General features: G+C 60.5%; 12 protein-coding genes. 7 read left to right on the top strand and 5 right to left on the bottom strand.

The window, feature by feature from the left end:
• Positions 1-3 precede the first annotated feature (3 nt).
• The 3 genes from CZ338_RS06110 to CZ338_RS06100 all read left to right on the top strand — a co-directional run bounded on the left by CZ338_RS06110 (position 4) and on the right by CZ338_RS06100 (position 6483).
• Positions 4-705: a hypothetical protein gene (locus tag CZ338_RS06110; RefSeq protein WP_143341268.1), complete on the top strand. Its 702-nt coding sequence runs from the start codon at positions 4-6 to the stop codon at positions 703-705.
• Between the two features lie 319 nt (positions 706-1024).
• Positions 1025-5044, top strand: a complete 4020-nt coding sequence (locus tag CZ338_RS11245; RefSeq protein ID WP_087117400.1) for an Ig-like domain repeat protein — start codon at positions 1025-1027, stop codon at positions 5042-5044.
• 96 nt (positions 5045-5140) lie between these two features.
• A protein-coding gene (locus tag CZ338_RS06100; RefSeq protein ID WP_235839492.1) for an IS3 family transposase occupies positions 5141-6483 on the top strand; the annotation gives its coding sequence in 2 pieces (ribosomal slippage) (positions 5141-5582 and positions 5582-6483; 1344 coding nt in all).
• A gap of 447 nt (positions 6484-6930) precedes the next feature.
• Here CZ338_RS06100 and CZ338_RS06095 read toward each other — a convergent pair.
• The gene (locus CZ338_RS06095) at positions 6931-9348 is read right to left on the bottom strand and encodes a Rib/alpha-like domain-containing protein (protein ID WP_087117399.1); all 2418 of its coding nucleotides are present in this window, start codon (positions 9346-9348) and stop codon (positions 6931-6933) included.
• A gap of 495 nt (positions 9349-9843) precedes the next feature.
• On the opposite strand from CZ338_RS06095, the gene CZ338_RS06090 reads away from it, so the two are divergent.
• A complete protein-coding gene (locus CZ338_RS06090; RefSeq protein ID WP_087117398.1) occupies positions 9844-11727 on the top strand; it encodes a Rib/alpha-like domain-containing protein in 1884 nt (627 codons plus the stop codon).
• A 352-nt stretch (positions 11728-12079) separates the two neighbouring features.
• Here CZ338_RS06090 and CZ338_RS06085 read toward each other — a convergent pair whose 3' ends face one another.
• Entirely contained in the window at positions 12080-13567 is a 1488-nt protein-coding gene (locus CZ338_RS06085; protein WP_087117397.1) for a hypothetical protein, read from the bottom strand.
• Positions 13568-13785: 218 nt separating this feature from the next.
• Here CZ338_RS06085 and CZ338_RS06080 point away from each other — a divergent pair, with 218 nt between their 5' ends.
• From CZ338_RS06080 to CZ338_RS06070, 3 genes are all read left to right on the top strand, one after another.
• Positions 13786-15276, top strand: a complete 1491-nt coding sequence (locus CZ338_RS06080; protein WP_087117396.1) for an AI-2E family transporter — start codon at positions 13786-13788, stop codon at positions 15274-15276.
• A gap of 67 nt (positions 15277-15343) precedes the next feature.
• Positions 15344-15874 carry a type 1 glutamine amidotransferase domain-containing protein gene (locus CZ338_RS06075; protein ID WP_087117395.1) on the top strand — a complete coding sequence of 177 codons (531 nt, stop codon included), beginning with the start codon at positions 15344-15346 and terminating at the stop codon, positions 15872-15874.
• Positions 15875-16936, top strand: coding sequence for a lipoate--protein ligase family protein (locus CZ338_RS06070; RefSeq protein WP_087117394.1), 1062 nt, complete (start codon positions 15875-15877; stop codon positions 16934-16936).
• A 183-nt stretch (positions 16937-17119) separates the two neighbouring features.
• Here the strand turns inward: CZ338_RS06070 and CZ338_RS06065 are convergent, their stop codons facing one another.
• From CZ338_RS06065 to CZ338_RS11105, 3 genes are all read right to left on the bottom strand, one after another.
• Positions 17120-17797, bottom strand: coding sequence for a GOLPH3/VPS74 family protein (locus CZ338_RS06065; protein WP_087117393.1), 678 nt, complete (start codon positions 17795-17797; stop codon positions 17120-17122).
• Between the two features lie 96 nt (positions 17798-17893).
• Positions 17894-18847 (bottom strand): sulfite exporter TauE/SafE family protein, encoded by a 954-nt coding sequence (locus CZ338_RS06060; RefSeq protein ID WP_087117568.1) that lies wholly within the window; start codon positions 18845-18847, stop codon positions 17894-17896.
• A 293-nt stretch (positions 18848-19140) separates the two neighbouring features.
• On the bottom strand, positions 19141-19617 hold the full coding sequence (locus tag CZ338_RS11105) for a CbiX/SirB N-terminal domain-containing protein (protein WP_235839473.1): 477 nt from the start codon (positions 19615-19617) through the stop codon (positions 19141-19143).
• Between the last annotated feature and the right edge of the window lie 2 nt (positions 19618-19619).

Here is a 19619-nt window from a genome sequence, read left to right as displayed (position 1 = left end):
CACATGAAAATGAATCGCACAGTCGCGGGATTTACCGCGGCAGCAATGCTGGCCGTGAGCGCAACCGTCCCTGCTCACGCTGAGCCGACCAACGTCACCGTGAACAGCGAGAACGCGCGACCACCAGCATTCGCCGGTTATGTCCCGCCCGCCGTGGTGAATGTGCCCACCACTCTGCAAGCGACGACCACTGCGGGAACGCAGGGTGAAATACGATTCATGCTCGAGGATGGAACCGTCCTTGGTAGCGCCCCCGTCAACCCGGAAGGCACGGCAGAGCTCAAGCACACTTTCACTAGGACCGGACAGCACAAAGTGAAAGCTGCCGTAGTGACTAACGGCATCATCGGTGACTACACCGAACTCTTCACAGTCACGGTTGTGCGCCCAGGAAGCTCCACGCGTATCGACGTCGCCAGCGAACTCGATACCGCCTCCCTTGCAGCCGCCGCCCTCGGTGTGGCAGCAAGCCTGGTCGTCCTGATTGGCAGCCACTCGAACATCCCAGCCATCAACGCGACCATCACCCAAGTGCAAAAGCAGCTCGGGATCTGGAATCAAGACCTAGCGGCTCAAGTACAGCAAGCAATGCCGGCCGTGGGCACACTGGTCGGCGGTGCTGGCTTGATCGCCTCAATTGTGCAGTTGACCGAGGTGCTCAAGGCGGGCAATCTCACCGTGACTTCCTCGAAGGAAGCCGTTTAACCCGGCGGACACCACCCTGTGGCTCTGCAGCCTCGCGTCTGCAGAGCCACTTTTTGCATCTCAATCCTCAAAACGGCGATGTTTTTATCCGCTCGAACGGGCCTTGTCAGCTTTAATATGAACGTCCGCTGAACGGCACACGAATTCTTGTGTTTTCCCAGCGCATAGACAGTATCTGTCGAGACAGGTTCCAGGAGAGTAGATACGCTGTCCATGTTCTAGTCCCTCACCTTCTCGTGTCACACGAGCGGACTGCATAAATGAGATAAGAATCTTTATCCCAGATGGCACGCGAAGGTTTTCCTACAAAGAGGTTCCTGTGACTCGTCGCCTTCCTTTCCGCACCGCCATTGCTGGACTGACTGCCCTGGCTCTTACCGCCCCCGTCATCGCTCCGGCTAACACCACCACGCTCGCCGCCGCGATCGCCCAAGTCCGCGAAGACAGCGCCAACCCGCTTGCTTTCACTGAGCGACCGGCAACTGTAAAGATCAACGAGGATGCTAACTTCACCGTCCGCGTACCAAATGCAGACGGTGGATCCGTCCAGTTCTTCCTGGACAATGTTGCACAGGGTGACCCGGTCAAGGTCGTGGGCGACCACGTAGCCATAACGGTCAACCCGAAGTCCTACCTCGATCACACCGTCACCGCCCGTTATGTCGACGCCGACGGCTTCAACCCCCGCGCCGATGTGACTGCTGAATTCAAAACCCCGATCGAGGGCGGCCCCAACCGCAAGGGCAATGGTGGAGCGACTGACAACGAGTACACCAGCAACAAGTACTCCTCCACAGTCAACAACCAGACTGGAACGGCCAGTAAACCCGTTTCTGTCCAACCCGGCTCTGAGATCACTGTCAAGGGAAACATGACTATGAATTCCCGCTCCGTGGTCTACGACTACGGCATCAATCCGGCGCCGGGTGCGACCTATCAGTCGGGGCGAACCCTGGTGCCCCAACAAACAAAGTTGAAAGCGACCGGCAACTGGCCGGGTTCCGATCTCACTGTGAACCCAGGGTTTTTCGTCATCAACATCGATCCCGGCTGGTCCTCTTTTGGTTACACCGGCACTTTGAGCGTCGAAGGCAAGTTCAAAGCCCCGACGGTCCCGGGTGTGTACTTCAGCGAACTAGCTTCTTACAAGTACCGCACTAATGACACTTACTTCCTCCAGCGTCTCGACGATTCTGTGTACCGCGTTGAGGCCCCCAAACTTCCGGGACGCAATCAGCGCACCGCGAGCACGATTGAACTCCCCGCAGACCAGTCGTTCATTGCTGGCACAGCAGGTGAGCTGACGGCGAATGTCACCGCAGCCGACGCCAAAGGAACCGTGGTTTTCACCAGCGGCGGGAACGAGCTCGGTCGCGCAGACGTACAAAACGGCACGGCGACAGCAACGGTCACATTCCCGAACGCGGGCGCCCCCACCGTCACCGCGACATTCATTCCTGCTGCAGGAACCAACTGGGCGCAGTCCGAAACCTCCGGTACGGTCACCGTGACCGAACCGGCTTCGATGAAGGACACCAAGTTGTCCTTCGAAGGCTCTCCCACAACCGCGACGATCGGGGAGGAAACCCTGCTGACCGCGACGGTAGCGGACAACGTTCCCGGCACCGTTCAGTTCTATGAAGTCACCAACGAAGGCGAAACGCCTATCGGCGCACCGGCAGAGCTCACCGAGACCACCAGCGCCGCGACGTTGCCGTACACCCCTTCCTCTGCGGGTCAGAAGACCATCAAGGCAGTCTTCACCCCAGCTGACACCGCTGCTTTCAGGGAAACGGAGGCGGAGTGGCAGGTGGACGTCGACAAGCGGAACGTCCAGCTGACGCTGACTGCCGATGCCGACAAGAAAGCTGGTGAACCGATCACTGTCTCCGCCACCGTCGATCCGGACGTGGCTGGCACCGTCACTTTCCTTAACGGCGAGGAAGAGATTGGCACTGCTGACGTGGAAAACGGCGTTGCCACGATGAGCGACACCTTCATTGCGGGACGCCACCAGTTGAAGGCAGTCTTCACCCCGACTGACGCTGACACCTATAACAACACCGACGCCTCGCACTCCCTCGTCGTCGGCTCACGCCAGAAGAAGGACACTTCCCTCGAGCTCACAGCGTCCCCGGTAGAAGTAACGCTCGGTGAGACTACGACCATCACCGCGACCGTGACCAAGGGCGCACCCGGCCGTGTTGCATTCACCGACGAGGACGGCGTACAGGGTTGGGCCACCGTGAACAACGGCACCGCAACATACAGCTACACCCCCAAGTCCACCGGCAACAAGACGGTCAAAGCCGAGTTCATTCCAAGCGGTGAGGCTGTGGATACACACAACGGCAGCACCGCCGAGATCAACGTGAACGTCAATGACGTCCCCGCTGGTGCAGCCCAGGAAACCGGTTTGGTCCTGAGCGGGCCGACCCAGGTCACCTCCGGTGAGAACTTCAACCTCACAGCAGCCGTGTCCCCGAAGGGTGCCACAGGATCCGTCGAATTCTTCAACGGCGACGAGACCCTCGGCACCGCTGAAATCAGCGACGGCAAAGCCACCCTGCCAGTTGAAGGTCTCGCTCAAGGTGCCTACGAGTTCAAAGCCACCTTCACAGACCCGAACAACAAGTTCGCTGAATCTGAGGACACCTTCTCCGTTAAGGTCGAAGACGAGAAAGCCCCTGTCACTGTCACCGAGACTTCCACCGCGACTGAAACCTCGACAGTCACGGAATCCACCACCGCAACGGAATTCAGCACGGTCACTGAGAAGACAACCACGACCGAGCCGACCACTCTGCGTGAGACCGAGACGAAGACCGAAACGGCTACCACCACCGAGCCGACCACGGTGCGCGAAACGGAAACCAAGACTGAAACGGCTACCAACACCCAGCCGACCACGGTCACCTCCGTCACGACCGAGCCGACCACCGTGCGCGAGACGGAAACGAAGACCGAAACGGCCACCACCACTCAGCCGACCACGGTCACCTCCGTCACCACCGAGCCGACCACGGTGCGCGAGACGGAAACGAAGACCGAAACGGCCACCACTACCCAGCCGACCACGGTCACCTCCGTCACCACCGAGCCGACCACCGTGCGCGAGACGGAAACGAAGACCGAAACGGCCACCACTACCCAGCCGACCACGGTCACCTCCGTCACGACCGAGCCGACCACCGTGCGCGAGACGGAAACGAAGACCGAAACGGCCACCACTACCCAGCCGACCACGGTCACCTCCGTCACGACCGAGCCGACCACCCTGCGCGAGATGGAAACGAAGACCGAAACGGCCACCACCACCGAACCGACCACCGTGCGCGAGACGGAAACGAAGACCGAAACGGCCACCACTACCCAGCCGACCACGGTCACCTCCGTCACCACCGAGCCGACCACCCTGCGCGAGACGGAGACCAAGACCGAAACGGCTACCACCACCCAGCCGACCACCGTGCGTGAGACGGAGACCAAGACCGAAACGGCCACCACCACCCAGCCCACCACGGTCACCTCCGTCACCACGGAACCGACCACCGTGCGCGAAACGGAAACCAAGACCGAAACCACGGTCGTCACCACTACTCAATCCACCACGGTCACCAACACGACCACCACCACCCAACCGACCACGGTCACCAACACTGCAACCGAAACCACAACGAAAACCTCGGTTTCAGTGCAGCCGACCACCCTGCGTGAGACGGAAACAAAGACCCAGACCACCACGACCACGCAACCGACGACCTCCACGGCAACCACCACGGAGCGAGCAACTGAGACCACAACGGCTACCCAGCCGCCGGTCACGGCAACTGTCACTACCACCGAGAAGGCTGGTGCACTCAAGCCGGCCGTTCCGGCGGCGCCGGCGGTGGATGCAAGCCGGATCGTCGAAACGCGAAATGGCCGCGAAATCTCGCTGACCGCGGGAACTACCCCGGGCACCCAAGGCAAGATGATCTTCGAGCTCACCGACGGCACCCGACTCGGCGAAGCCCCGGTGCGCAAGGACGGCATGGCCAAGTTCACCCACACCTTCACCAAACCTGGTGTCTACACGATCCAGTCGTACGTACTTGACGAGCGCGGGGTCGCTGGCGACAAGTCCGTTCCGTACACCGTCACCGTCGCGGAGAAGGCTACCAACGGAACTGGTTCGAACCAGGGCTCCAGCCTGAAGCTCGATGCAAAGAGCAAGCGTGGCCTAGCTTTCGGAATCGGCGGTGTTGTATTGACTGCCGTGTTCGGCGGGTTGCTTTTCGCGGTGCTGAATCTTCCAGTTGTCCGTGACTTCCTGAAGCGTTACGGAATCCACTTCTAACTCCCCCTTCACACAGCCCCTGAGAACGATCCTGTGAACTGCTCCCCATTAGTTGGACTGAGAAATCAGTTATCGACTAATGGGGAGCAGTTTTCATTGAGGGCACGCAGTTCGCTGGGTGAGGGCCAGCGTGAGCAGTTGGTTGATCTTTTCGAGCAGGGTATGGGTTCTGGTGCTGCTGCGCGCAGGGTTGGAGTTTCGAGATATGCATCGCGCGCGCTCTATCGGCGGTTTCAGCTACATGGCAGGCTATGTCTCGTGGAGAAACCGACGCAGCGGCAGTACTCGTTCGAAGTCAAGAAGGAAATTGTCGAACGCCACCTCGCTGGCGAGACGAAGATGGATCTTGCGCGTGAGTTTGGCTTGTCTTCTGATCAGCTGGTCAAAGACTGGTCGTTGAAGTGGCGCCAAGGTGGCGATGACGCGTTAAGACCGAAGTCGAAGGGCAGGCCCAAAGGCTCGTCCGCGCCGAAGAGGCTCACGGAGGAGGAGAAACTGCGCCGCCAGATCGCGCGGCTGGAGGCGGAAAACGCTTACTTAAAAAAATTGCGGGACTTGAGGAAGCAGGGACCCGCCTGAAAGTCCAGGCGATCGTCATCCTCAAGTCGCACCACCGCCTGGAGTACCTGCTAGAGGCGGCAGGTATCCCGCGGTCGACGTTCTTCTACCACCAGAAACGACTCGGTGAGCCGGATAGGCATACGGCACTCAAGCACGCGATCCGGGAAAGCTTCGAGCGCAACAAGCATCGCTACGGCTACCGGCGAGTTTTGCTGGACCTGCGTAATCACGGCTGGGTGGTCAACCACAAGCTCGTCTACAAACTCATGGACCAGATGGGATTGAAAGCCAAAATCCGGCGCCGCCGGCCCTACGTTTCCTACACCGGGACGATCAGCCGCATTGCTGACAACAAGCTTGACCGCAAGTTCACCCCGGATGCACCAAACACCGCCTTTGTCAGCGACGTCACCGAGTTCAGAATCGCAGGCCGCAAAGTGTACTTGTCGCCGGTGATGGACCTGTTCGACCGCTCAATCGTCGCCCACACCGTGGCTACATCGCCGTCGACAGCATTTACCACCGAATCTTTGACCAAAGCGATCGTGACGTGTGCACCTGAACCCGGGTGGATGATGCATACCGATCAAGGCTTCCAGTACCAGCACTCGACTTGGCGCAAACTCATTGACGAACACGGTGGTGTCCAGTCGATGTCTCGTAAAGCCAACTGCTACGACAACGCGGTCATGGAGAACTTCTTCGGGCACCTGAAAACCGAGATGTACCACGGCGAAATCTTCGACACTGTCGCGGATTTCACTCAGGCTATCGATGAGTACATCCAGTGGTACAACGCCGAACGCATCCAACAACGACTCAAGGGCCTGACCCCGATGCAATATCGGAATCAGGCCCTCGAACCCCTAACCGCCTAGAATTAAACCAGTCCAACTTTCGGGGGCTAGTTCACCTGTTCACAGGGGCTTCGTGTAATTCGTGGAGCTCCCCCCATCCGCCGAGAAACCTTCTTTGACCATGGCGAAGCGTTCGCCGATCCGCCTCGCGATAATCAGAGTGACCGTCGTCGCCGTTGCCACTAACTAGCGCGGTGCCGAAATCAACGACAGCGAGACCGAGTTCACGAGTTACATCACAAGCGAGGGGGCCGCCCAGCGGAGCCATTCAAAGATCTTGGCGGACCTGCGAAAGGCGATTCAGAACAGCTTGATCGTCGATAAGCCTGCTGCCCCTCGTTCCGTCTCGGTACGCGCTGAGGGGCGTTTGTGCTTCTGTCGATGGCTTTCGGAGGCGTACCTTCTGCATTGAAAAAGGCACAGGCCCGCATGGGACCTGTGCCTTCTGCCTTTGCGGCTCAGAGCGCTTTATGCCTCTTGTTCAGTAGCCTCCGCTCGGCTGGAACCTGACGGCTTGATGCTCTCGCCGTTGCTGTCCTGGATCTCGACCTTGACCTTATCGATCGCCGTGCCGATCGATACACCGAGGCCGACGATGCCCACAATCGTGCTGACAATCGGCAGGGCCTTGTCCGCCATTCCAGCGAGCTGCGGATCGAAAACACCTATCTGCCTCTGCAGGTTGGTGATCATCTCCTTTAGACCCGGGATGGGAAGGAATCCAGCGATCATGACTGCCACGCTTGCAAGCGAACCGAGAACTGCACCGGCGATCTTCTTGCCATCAGGCTTCTTCGTCGCGGTTCCCTTTTCCACATCGACTGTGTAGACGACTTCGTTGCCATCCGCACCGGTGACGACGACATCGAACTTACCGCCGGCGGGGATCCATGACTCCGGGATCGCGAATCGGCCGTCGGCGTCGGCTGTAATGACATCGGAGTTTCCGTCAACCCGGACAGTATCGCCAGTCTTAGCGCCCTTCACGACGACCGTGCGCTCACCCTGCTGCTGCGGCTGCTCCGAATCGTTGGTGCCTGCGCCCGGTGCCTTGACGGTGTACTTGACCTCAATATCCTGCGGGTCCTTGCCCGGGATGGTGACCGTGACAACACCGGTCTTCTCACCCGTTGTGGTGGTGTCCGGCTTGGACTTCCAAGTGAAGGTGGTTCCGGCCGGCGCCTTGTCAGCGTCAGTGACCTGTGCCTTCGCGGTGTCATCCGCAATGGTCGAGTTCTGCTCGACCTCGGTCGGCGTGATCTTCGCCTCCGGGATGAACTCGTCCGGCTGCGGGAGCTGCGGCTTGGCCTTGACATCGTACTGGACGGTCAGATCAACCGGATCCTCACCCGGGGCGGTGACGGTGACAACACCGGTCTTTGTTCCCGTTGTGGCGGTATCCGGCTTGGACTTCCAGGTGAAGGTCGTGCCCTGCGGTGCAGAAGCCGCGTTGAGGATCCATGCCTTGGCAGCTTCGTCGGAGATCGCGGCCCCTTCCTCGACTTCAGCAACAGACTCAGCGACCTCAGGTGCCCACTTCACCTCCTCTTCCTGGACGGTGTACTTGACAGTCACATCCACCGGGGACTTGCCCGGAACGGTTACGGTGACCACACCGTTGACGCTTTCAGCTGCATTACGAGTATCCGGCTTGGTCTTCCAGGTAAACGTCGTACCTTCGGGCGCGGAGTTGGCGTTACCGATCTGGGCCTTGGCGGCCTGGTCAGCAATTGAGGTGCCCACCTGAACAGTGGTCGGGTTGGTCTTCGGTTCCGGGACGTACGGGGCTTTCACCGTCACCGGAATGTTCACCGTGTCGGTGGATTTGTCCGGGTATGTGACCGTGATCTTGCCGGACTGGGTATCCCCTACAGCCTGGTGAGCAGAAGCCCATGCTGCGGTAGTGCCAGCCGGAAGGCTCGCGAAGTCCGCGATCTGGTCCTTAGCCTCCGGGAGAGCATCACCTTGGGTGATGGTTACAGGCGCCTTGGGCTGCGGGTCGTAGATCCCTGCGTTGGACGGGGGCGTGATCCTCACGATCGGGAACTTATCTCCCTCACCGCGAACCGCGTTGTTCTTGGGGTGGTTCGTAGTGTCCGTCTCAGACAGGCCGCATCGTACGAAAGCGTCAGCGTTTGTCCCAGCAGCGTCCGCGTTGGCGTAGAGCTGAGCGAAAGCTTTCGACGGGAACTGCGCAGGGTCGGACGTGTCCAGGTACGGCTGGATCTGTGCTCCAGGCTCCCCCGTCGGGGTCAACTTCAAGGTGATCTTAGGCATATCGACAACAAACATGTCGACGCCGTTCACGTTTTGGCGTCTTGCGGTGAGCCCGCCGTGATTCCACTGAGCTTCGTTATTGCGGATCCACTTCGAAACATCCTCGGCGCCCTTCTTGTGGAAGCGGATACGGTTGCCTTCCACCGTGTAAGCCACGTCCCCGCTACCGCCTTCAAGCTTTACCGCGTCCAACTTCGCGTTCTTGGGCAGATCCAGCCAGAAGTTCAGCTGGTCGGCGGATTTGACAGCCGCGATGCCGATCTTAGCGGGTGTACCGACTTTGCCCAGATCAATGACGTAATCGAACTGCTTTCCCTTCTCGACCTCCGTCGGAGCCGTTACCTGAGGCCGAATGCGAATGTCTTTGTAATCACCGCTCTTTTGGTAATCACGGTTACCACCGTTGTAGACACCCTCTCCACCACTAACGAGCCGCTTCGCAATTAGACCAAGGTCTCCTTTCTTGATCTGCAAGTTGCAGCCCATGGGGACTTCCATTGTGGTGGTTTTGACTTGCTGTGCATCTGCGTGAGGGACAGCTACCAGACCCGCTGCAAGAGCGATGGCAACAGCCCTAGATAGCACGGTGGTGGACTTATTCCGTGACATAGGAGACTCCTTGAGAACCTTGAGCGAATTTGGATTTCAGGTTGAAGATTACGGAATTCCGTCAATTTTTCATCCCTACCGAATGCACACGGACCAGCAGAAACCCCTACTCGACCAATACGGGGCAGACGTTCACCTTTTGTTCACAAAAATCAACCCTGGCAAACACACGGGTATCCATGCCAACTGGACTTTTGAGGCGCTAACGCCACGCGACCACCTAGCCGGTGAACAACGTGAATTCATGATGAAAATTCGGCACAGGGCTCTACATATGCACTGCAGCCGCTGGGGCACCCCAAAAGAGACCACCACAAGGCCATTAAGTTAAAAATCGATGAATTTTCAGGCCCCATTGAGGAAATCCTGCAGTTTAGTCATTAGCTGTGAACATTGTGACGCGCCGTGAAAGCGCTTGTACGCAATAATGTCTGCAGATGCCCGAAGGTTCTCCCCCCGGCATATTCGGATCCCTCCTAAAGAAAGGCCATTTCCATGGCAAAGCGTTTCGCATACCGCACCGCCATCGCGGGCATTACTGCATTGGCTGTCGCCACCCCAGCTGTCGCCGCCCCGCAGTCACCCATTTCTTTCCCCGTTGCCCAGGCACAGGTGGAGGGAAATGCCCCGGCTGCAGATGAAGCCGCAGCCCCGGCTGCCGATGAAGCAGCAGCGCAGAGCTTCACTGTGAAGGTCAACCGTAAGGACCTTAACGGGCAGGTGCTCTCTCCGAACAAGGAATACAAGCTCACGCTGCAGGCCAACCCAGCTGCCAAGGGTACGTTCACAGTCCCCTCGCAGATCAACAGTAAGACCAGTGTCGCCGCTGATGACAAGGGCAAGGCGGAGATCAAGTTCACCCCGAGTAGCCGGACCGACTACACCAACCTGCAGTTCCGTTTCACCCCGCAAGATACTGCGGCTACGGCTACTGAACCGCAAATCGTTTCCTTCACTGTGCAGCCGTACAACGAACAGTTCGACCCGCAGCCGGCGAGCAATCCCTACGAGGTCATCGTCGGAACGAACCTTCAGCCCCACCAAGTTGTGAAGGACTTCGTCAACCTTCCAGCTGGCACGAAGCACGCATGGGCCGGAGCGGCACCGAAACTCGATGCACCGGGCGAGCAGCAGGTGACTGTCAACATCACTTACCCGGATAACACGACGGATACGGTCGGACCTTTCACTCTCGTTGTTCGTGAAGAAACAACGGGTGACGTAGCTAAGACTCCGCTCCTGAAGTCCGAAAACCCGACTATCTTCCTCAACCAAGAGGTCAACGATGAGGCGTTCATTAAGAGCCTCTTCCACCGCCCGGAAAACTTGGACCAGGCTCTGAAGTTTGAGTGGGGAGTCGCCCCGGATACCACGACCCCAGGCGATCAGGATGTCACCATCGTGATCTCTTACCCGGCAGATGCTGAACGCCCGGCGGGAACGAAGACCATTCCTCTTACCGTGACCGTTGCTGAAAAGAACGCAGCGGCAACCCCGGCTAAGGCAGTCGACGGCGATGCCCTGAAGATCCCGGCTGGCTCCACACCTAAGGCGAAGGATTTCATCGCTAATCTTGATGAACTTCCGGAACGCACCCGGTTCTCCTGGGTAGAAGGCAAGGCTCCGAAGACGGCAGCGCGCATCATCGGCGGCCCGCTGGAGACCCAGACGGTATCAATCAAGGCTGCTTTCCCTGATGGAAGCGAGCAGATCCTCGACCTCAACGTCACCATCGTCAAAGCCCCGGCTGCTTCCGACAAGAAGAACAACGTGCCACGGGGCGTCAACGGCCAGAAGGTTCCGCTCAACTCCACAATCGGCGATCCGGCGTCGTACATCACTAACCGAACGGAGCTGACCAACGTCACCTCCTACACATGGATCGAGCAGCCGGACTTCACCACGCAGGGCACCACTGTCGGCCGCATTCGCGTTACTTACGCTGACGGCACCCAGGACATCGCTGTCGCGCGTTTCATCGTGGGAGAATACGAACTGTGGCGTCCGGCAAGCTTCACCAAAGGTGGCATCGGCATCGCTGTGAGCTTGGCCGTCGCACTTGGGCTACAGCTCCCCTTCTTCAAGGATCTCAACACCAAGATCCAGAAGCAGATTGGCATGTTCAACCCGCACCTCGCTGGCGCAGCCGACAACGCGATGGGTCTGCTGGGCGGACTGCTCGCATTCATTGGCCTGATCCCGTCTGCACTGTTCATCGCTGACGGTTTCAAGGTCTTCTTGCCGGAACGCGTCGCTGGCGAGCCGGAAGCTCGACCGAACGCCACCGGCTCGGACGCTCCGGCAAAGGCCTCTACTACTAAGCCGGACAACTCTGCACGAGCCGATAAGGACCCTGCCAACGAGAGCAACGGGAACTAGGCCGCTGATCCTCCGGCTCTCTCAGGAGCCAGCAGCGCCGACCAAGAACTGAATACGGCACGGACACTTTAGGCCTGACCATGGCCTAGAGTCCGAGCACTAAGGTCCTGTGGTGAATCATTGATCACCACAGGACCTTATTTTTCTCATTCTTGCGTGGCCTCAGCGGACTGAGATCATGGGGAACATAGGCTGCCTTCCCTATGCCTTGCCTAGCAGACGCGAGCGTTTATTCGCCTAATCGAAAGGGCCTGCCGGGGAATTTACATTCCTCGACAGGCCCTAAATCTGCGCCACCGTTTCTACGGTTTCAGCCCACCCTCGTGTAAGGCATTCGACGCTGGAAAAGTTCTTAGATATGGAAGAACTTGGCCAGGTCGTTCCAGATCGGGCGCAGCTGGAAGCCGAAGGCCACCAGGCCGAGCAGTGCGGCCACAACGCCAACGCCGACGAAGATTCCCAGCTGCTTACTGGTCAGCTCAGACGAGCCCGGCATGACGGAGCCCTCAGCAGTGTTGCGGTCCTTGCGGATGCTCGAGCCGTCGCGGGTGCTGCCTGAAGCACCATCGACCTCACCATCGACCTTATTATCGACCTCCGGGTTCGGCTCACATGCGTTGAATGCCTCGCGCATGCTCACGATCGGGGCAACGACGCCCGGCGCTGCGTTGGAGAGGCCACCCTTACCGGCGTCGAGCACGTCGTTCACCGAGTAACCGAGGAGGCTTTCGAGGCTGAGCTCATTGCCCGAATCCTCGATTGCGTTCTTGATCAGATCCTTGAACGGGATGGACTTGATCTGGTATTCAACCTCATCACGCAGCTGCGGCTGGTTGATGATGTTCTCGATCGCCTTCTTCGGGTCAGCGCCGGTCGCTGCCAGCGCCTTCTTCAGCTCGTCGACCGGTTCGATGCCAGACTTCTCGAAGGCATTCTTGAACTCCTGAACGATATGGTCCTTGAGCTCCGGCTTGCTTGGATCGTAGTTCGGAGTGCCCTCAAAGTTGTTCGCGTTCTTGAAGTTAGCAATGACTTTGTCGACTACCTTATTTAATTCGTCGCGGTTCGCCTTCAGCGGCCGACCATCGATTTGAATCAGAGGAAGAACAGCAGCAATCTTCTGGTCGGTGCTCGTATTCTTGTCACGAAGCGTGTTGGCAACATTCATCAAAACCCCGACATCCGGAATTCCAAAACGGTTCTTCGGAAGACTCACCTTGATTCCCTCAGTCAATCCCTCGGTACTCACGAGCCCCTTGGCGTCCAGCTCATCAATGATGGCCATGACAGCCTCGAGTGCAGGGTCGGCAGCGTTCTTGGGTTCGAAGTCCTCGCCGATTGCTGCCTTCCAGTCGATGGTGTCAAGGATGGCCTTGACGTTGATGTAGGAGGTCAGCTCCTCGGTGTCGAGGGCACCAAGGATCTCCTTGAGCCCAGCATTGCTGATCACACCCTGAACGCCGTACGGCAGGGCGATATTCGCCAAATCGACACCGTAGAGAATGTTAGATGCCTTCGTTGCCTCGTCCGGGCTGATCTCAATGGTCATCGGGCCGCTGTGCTTCCCCAAGAACGGCTGGTTTGCTGCCTGGGCAAAGCTGTTGGTCAGCTGGTCGTTGTTGGTTGCGTTGCCCATCTCGGTGAAGAGCTGGGAGTACGCACCATTGATGCGCTGCACCTCGAGGTTGGAAAACGAGATGGTGCACTGGTCAGTGTTCGGGTTGTACTTGGTCTCCCAAGCATTGGCGGCCGGTGCCACGGCGATCAGGGTGGAGGCGGTCGCGGCGGCGACTGCGGACGCCACAAACGGGCGGGTGGAGCGGGAGCGCATGAGCGACATTGGAGTTCCCTTCGGAATGGCTTAGGGGCAAATAGACGACGTAATGAAAAATAGCATGTTGAAACAGGTAACGCGGGCCGAAGAATAGCTAGGTGAACAGCCCTGAACCTGCCGTCTCGCGCTATGCGCGAAACCCGCAATGAGGTTTCCAAAGTGTTCATGTTCCGGTCGCCAAAATGTCACCTAAACTCCATGCAGAAACTTAAAGAATGCTTGATATGTCACACCCATGTGGCAGAATGACGCGCGTGAATGAGAAAAAAGATCAGCAGCGTGAAAGCGAGAAGGATTTCGCCACGACACTGCTCGACTCTGTGAAAGAGCCGGACTCCAAACCCACGCCGGCCGACGCGGCACAGTCGCTGTCGCATGAACCGATCGACCGCGGCCAGATCATCGCGTCGGATGGGCGCTCGGCGGCGGCGTGGGCGCTGCGCTTCATCGTCATCGTGATCGCCACGGCGATCCTGTTCAAGCTGATCGGCTCGGTGTGGGTCGGCGTGCTGCCGACACTGTTGGCCCTGATCTTCTGCACGGTCTTGTGGCCGCCGGTCCGCTGGCTGCGCAACCACAAGGTGCCCTCGGCACTGGCCGTGTTCCTGGTGCTGATCACCTTCTTCGGCCTCATCGGCGGCATCTTCGCGGCCATGGCGCCGACGATCCGCACCCAATCGGTGGAGCTCTACGGCCAGGCGGAGGAAGGCATTCAGCGGATCTTGGATTGGGTGGAGACGTCGGCGCCGTTCGATGTGGACACCAGCCAGATCGAGCAGGCTGTGGAGCAGGCCGGTGAGTTTGTTCGCGGCCAGGCCTCCAACATCGCGTCGGGTGTGGTAACGGGAATCGGCGCGGCGGCGTCGATAGGCACGACGCTCGCGCTGATGCTCGTGCTGTCCTTCTTCTTCCTCAAGGACGGCGATAGCTTCCTGCCGTGGCTGCGCAAGTACACCGGCGTGAAGGTGGGTTGGCACCTGACTGAGGTGCTCATGCGCTCCTGGAACACGCTGTCCGGCTTCATCCGCACGCAGGCGATCGTGTCCATGGTGGACGCCATCTTCATTGGCCTCGGCCTGGTCATTCTGGGCGTTCCGCTGGCGCCGGTCCTGGCTGTGATCACCTTCTTCGGTGGCTTCATTCCCATTATCGGTGCGTTCACTGCTGGTGCTCTCGCCGTCATCGTGGCACTGGTGTCCGGTGGCTTGACCAAGGCGCTGCTCGTGCTCGGCCTGGTCATCCTGGTCCAGCAAATCGAGGGCAATGTCCTGCAGCCGATCCTCCAGTCCCGCTCCATGGGCCTGCACGCAGCGATCGTTCTGCTCGCCGTGGCCGTGGGCGGCACGCTCTTCGGCATCATCGGCGCGTTTCTCGCCGTCCCGGTCGCCGCTGTCGCCGCTGTGTGGCTGCGCTACTGGGCAGAGATGGTCTCCCTGCGCACCGGTGAGATCACTGCAGACGACATCCAGATCGCCACCCAGCAGAGCCAGACTTTGGACTCGCGCGAGGACTTCCTCGCCGTGCGTGACCGCATGCGCTCCATGGGACGCCGCAAGGGCCAGACCCAGCTCGACGAAGAGGCGGGCAAGCTCGGCTCCACCAAGGTTCCGCGCAGCACGCGCCTGGGCAAGAAGAACGCCGAGAAGCACGACGCACCGGGCGACACCCGCGCGATCGACGAAGAAGATCTGAAAAAGAAGCAGAAGAAGGACTAGAAGGTCCAGTACGCTCTGAGTGAACGCCAGCCCCCCGGCTGGCGTTTTTTCTCTACCCTGGGATGCCATGAGCAACAAAGCACTTGAGAACAAGAAGATCGCAATCCTGGCCACCGACGGCTTTGAAGACTCCGAGCTGACCAGCCCGCGCGACGCTGTCGCCGAGGCTGGCGCCACTATTACTGTCATTTCCACGGAGACCGGCGAGATCGAGGGCAAGAACGGCGAGAAGGTCACCGTCGACCAGACCACGGCCAACGCCAACGCCGCCGACTTCGACGCTCTGATTCTCCCGGGCGGCACCGGCAACGCCGACACGATCCGCACCGACGAGAAAGCAGTCGCGTTCGTGCGCGAGATCACCCAGGCGAACAAGCCCGTCGGCGTCATTTGCCACGGCGGCTGGATCCTCGCCGACGCAGAGGCTTTGAACGGCGTGACCATCACCTCCTACCCGTCCCTGAAGACGGACCTGTCCAACGCGGGTGCGACGTGGGTGGACGAAGAGGTGCGCGTCGATAAGGGCTTCGTTTCCTCCCGTACCCCGGATGACCTCCCGGCGTTCAACAAGGCGCTCGTCGAGGAATTCGCCAAGTAAATGGCGTCCCACCACTTCGAGGTGAAGGTCGCGGGCGGCAAACTCGTCGTCGCGGACCTCACGGATGATGGCTCGACGGTCACCAGCGCCCAGATTTCGGGCGACTTCTTCCTCGAGCCGGAAGAGGCCTACGACGCGATCAACGGCGCACTCGTCGGCGCGTCCGTGACGGAATCAGCCGAGGAACTGCAGCAGCGTATCGACGACGCCCTGTCCCCCCTCCCCGCCGTTTCCCTCCACGGGTTCTCCACCCGCGACGTTGCAAACGCCGCTCGCCGCGCGCTTCTCGACGCCAAAGATCTCACCGACTACGACTGGACCGTCATCCACTCCCCGGTGCTGCCCACACCCGTGAACGTGGCGTTGGACCAGTATCTCCTCGAGGAAGTCGCAGCCGGCCGCAAGGGCCCAATCCTGCGCTTCTGGGAGTGGGAAGACAAAGCTGTCGTTTTCGGCTCCTACCAGTCCTTCCAGAATGAACTGGACCCGGAGGGCATTGAGAAGCACGACATCGTGCCCGTCCGCCGCATCTCAGGCGGCGGCGCGATGTTCATGGAGGGCGGCAACTGCGTCACCTATTCCATGTACCTGCCCGACGACATCGTCGCCGGCTTGAGCTACGTGGACAGTTACCAGTACCTGGACACCTGGGTGCTGGCCGGGTTGCAGTCCTTGGGCGTGAACGCCTGGTACGTGCCCATCAACGACATCACCTCCGACGGCGGCAAGATCGGCGGTGCTGCGCAGAAGCGCGTTCCGGGCGCTGTCCTGCACCACACCACCATGTCCTACGACATCAACGCCGATAAGATGATGGAAGTGCTGCGCGTGGGCAAGGTGAAGCTCGCCGACAAGGGCGTGCGCTCCGCAAAGAAGCGCGTCGACCCGCTGCGACGTCAGACCGGTGTCCCCCGCCAGGAGGTCATCGAGACCCTGATGAACACCTTCACCTCCCGTTACCCGGCTGAGGTCGGCGAGCTATCTGATGCCGACATCGCCGCCGCCGAGAAGCTGGTCGAGGAGAAGTTCGGCACCGAGGCCTGGACCCACCGCGTGCCGTAACTAACCCCAAAAACGCCCTGGCTGGCCCCGAAAAACGCGAACGGTAACAATCAAACGGTAACTATGCTCCCGGCTGAGCAGTTACGTCCAAGATCAGAGACGTAACCGGCGGGGGTTACCGTTGAATTGTTACCGTTCGTGTTTTTGATGCGCTGGCGGCGAGCCACCTAGCTGGGTAGCTGCCTAGCTGGACGCGGCCTCTTCCTCCACCGCGGCAGCACGCGCCACGGCTTCGAGGACGGTGTTGATCTCTCGGGCGTGCTCGAACGTGCCGCCCTCGAGAACTGCGCGGTCGATGTCGCGGACACGGGCGCGGACGTCGTTGAACGGAACACCCTGGATCTCGTCGAGGAAGACGCGGCGCAGCTCGCCGGTGTTCTTCAGCAGCAGGATCACGATGGCTTCCTCCGGGCGCGGCTCAGCCTTGCCATGGAAGATGGAACGATAGCGCCCGCGCATGGCGGCCTCGATGGTCTCGTCCTTCTCCGGGAAGCGGTGCCAGGCCAAGCCGAGGAAGCTGGCGCGCTCTTGGTCGAGGACGCCTTCCTCAATGAGCCGCTGCGCAAGAGCTTCCTTGTCGGCGAACTTGCGGGAGCTCAGCGCCGAGTAGACCGGGGTCTCCCCCTTCGCCTCCAAGCGGGACACGCCGTGAGCGAGAGCCGGGTGGGACGATGCCCGCTTGGCTGCGCCCTCGGCGGCGGCGACCGACGGGGACTTGCCGTCAGTGATTGTCGCCAGGCCTGTGGCAACGAGGTCGCACAGCAGAGCGCCGTTGAGGGCCACGCGCTGGTGGCTCACACCGATCTCAAACCGGTCTGATTTGTTGGAGAGCAGGAGAAACAGCGCTTCACTAACGAGCATGTCAGGTGTCTTTCAGCTAGCGGACGGACTCGGCCTAGTGTAACCCGCGCCCGCCCGCCCCGGTGTGCAGCGGGTCGCGGTTTAACGGGTCGCGGTTTAGCGGGTGGCGGAGACCGACGCCGCCGCAGATGCCGGGTTCACCTCATCTTTAGATTGACTGGCACCCTCCTTTTCGGCGGCGGCACGGGAGTTCTCGCGGGATTTCTTCCAGCCGCGGAAGGCGAGCGCGAGGCCGACCACGACGACGGCGATGCGGACGAACACGAGCGCGGAGGCCGCCACACCGAGGGCCTTGAGCACGACGGGCAGGTTGAGAGTGACAATCAGGGTGCCCACGATGCCACCGAGCAGGATCGGGTTGAGGCGGGTGACCAGCCACGCGGCCAGCGGGGCGGCGATCACGCCGCCGATGAGCAGCGCGATAACTGCAGCCAGGTTAGCCACGAGGTCTTCCCACATCCCGATGACAAAGCCCGCTGTGGCCGCCGAGGTGACAAAGAATTCGGCAGTGTTCACGGTGCCGACGATGCGGCGCGGCTCGCTGCGGCCGGCGGACAGCAGGGTCGAGGTGGTCACCGGGCCCCAGCCGCCGCCACCGGTCGCGTCGATGAAGCCGCCGAACAGACCGAGGACGCCGAGGAACGGCTTGGAGTGGGGCCGCTCCGCCACCTGCCGGCGCACAATGCCGCGGGAGAAACGCCACACCAGATTGATGCCGATCGCGGCGAGGATCAGCGACATGATCGGCTTGGCGGCCTCGGTGGACAGGTTCGACAGGACTGTCGCACCGGCGAACGCACCTATGGAGCCGGGTATGCCGATTGAGGCGACCACCCGCCAATCCACGTTTCCGAATTTCCAGTGGCTGATGCCGGACACCAGCGTCGTTCCCAGTTCAGCGGTGTGCACCACCGCGGAGGCCTGCGCGGGGCCGAGGCCGGCGAGCATGATCAGAATCGTGGTGGAGGTGACGCCGAAGCCCATGCCGAGTCCGCCGTCGACAAGCTGTCCAGCGAGACCGGCGACTGCGATGAGAATGAGTGTGACCATGCGGTTCATGTTGTTAAGCCTTTGCGTGAGAGAGGGACTGTGCCGCACGGAAACGTGCGGCGATGATGTGTGCGAGGTCCGCGCCTAACGGTGCGGAAATGGTCCCGGGCCACATTCGGTGAACCCGGTCCAGGAGCAACCCCCTCGTGACAAATAGCGGTAATAAGTGCGCGTCTTCGCTGGCCACCGCTTGAATGCCGTCAGCGCCGACGAACTCGCCCACCCCAGTCGCAGGAACGGTGGTCACCGGAATGCCGGCAAGCTTTTCGACGTCCCGTCCCAGCCCCNTGCTCTTATCCCAAGTTAGTTGGGTATAGGAGACGGCCCCGCCCCACCCCCCCCGTCTCCCCCGCCGCTTCCTCGTTGGAGGTGCCCACGGGGTAGAGGATGATGTGGCGGGTGCGTGGGGCGCAGACAAGCGCGCGTGCCGCGAGTACCGCCGCGATGTCGCGTCCTTGGCCGAGACCTGCGGCGGGAACGAGCTCGAGGCCAGTCGCTGCGCGGGCTGCGGTGACGGCTTCCGGCACGTCGTGCGTGGCGTGGAAGGCGGTGGTGAACAGCGTGGGCACGACCACGGCGCGGGAATACCCCTGCTCAGCGATCTGGCGTGCGGCCGCGGTGAGGTCGGGGGTGTCGAACTCGAGGTGCGCATCCACCCCGGTCACCCCCAACTGGCGGGCCGCCGCCTGCGTGAGCTCGCTGACTCCCGGCTGTGCGCCTGGGTGGCGCGAGCCGTGGGAGAGCGTGATCAATGCCGTCTGTGCCGCCATGG

Origin of the sequence: Corynebacterium urinipleomorphum (assembly GCF_900155535.1) — a bacterium.
Classification (GTDB): domain Bacteria; phylum Actinomycetota; class Actinomycetes; order Mycobacteriales; family Mycobacteriaceae; genus Corynebacterium; species Corynebacterium urinipleomorphum.
This window is presented reverse-complemented; position numbering and strand designations above follow the sequence as displayed.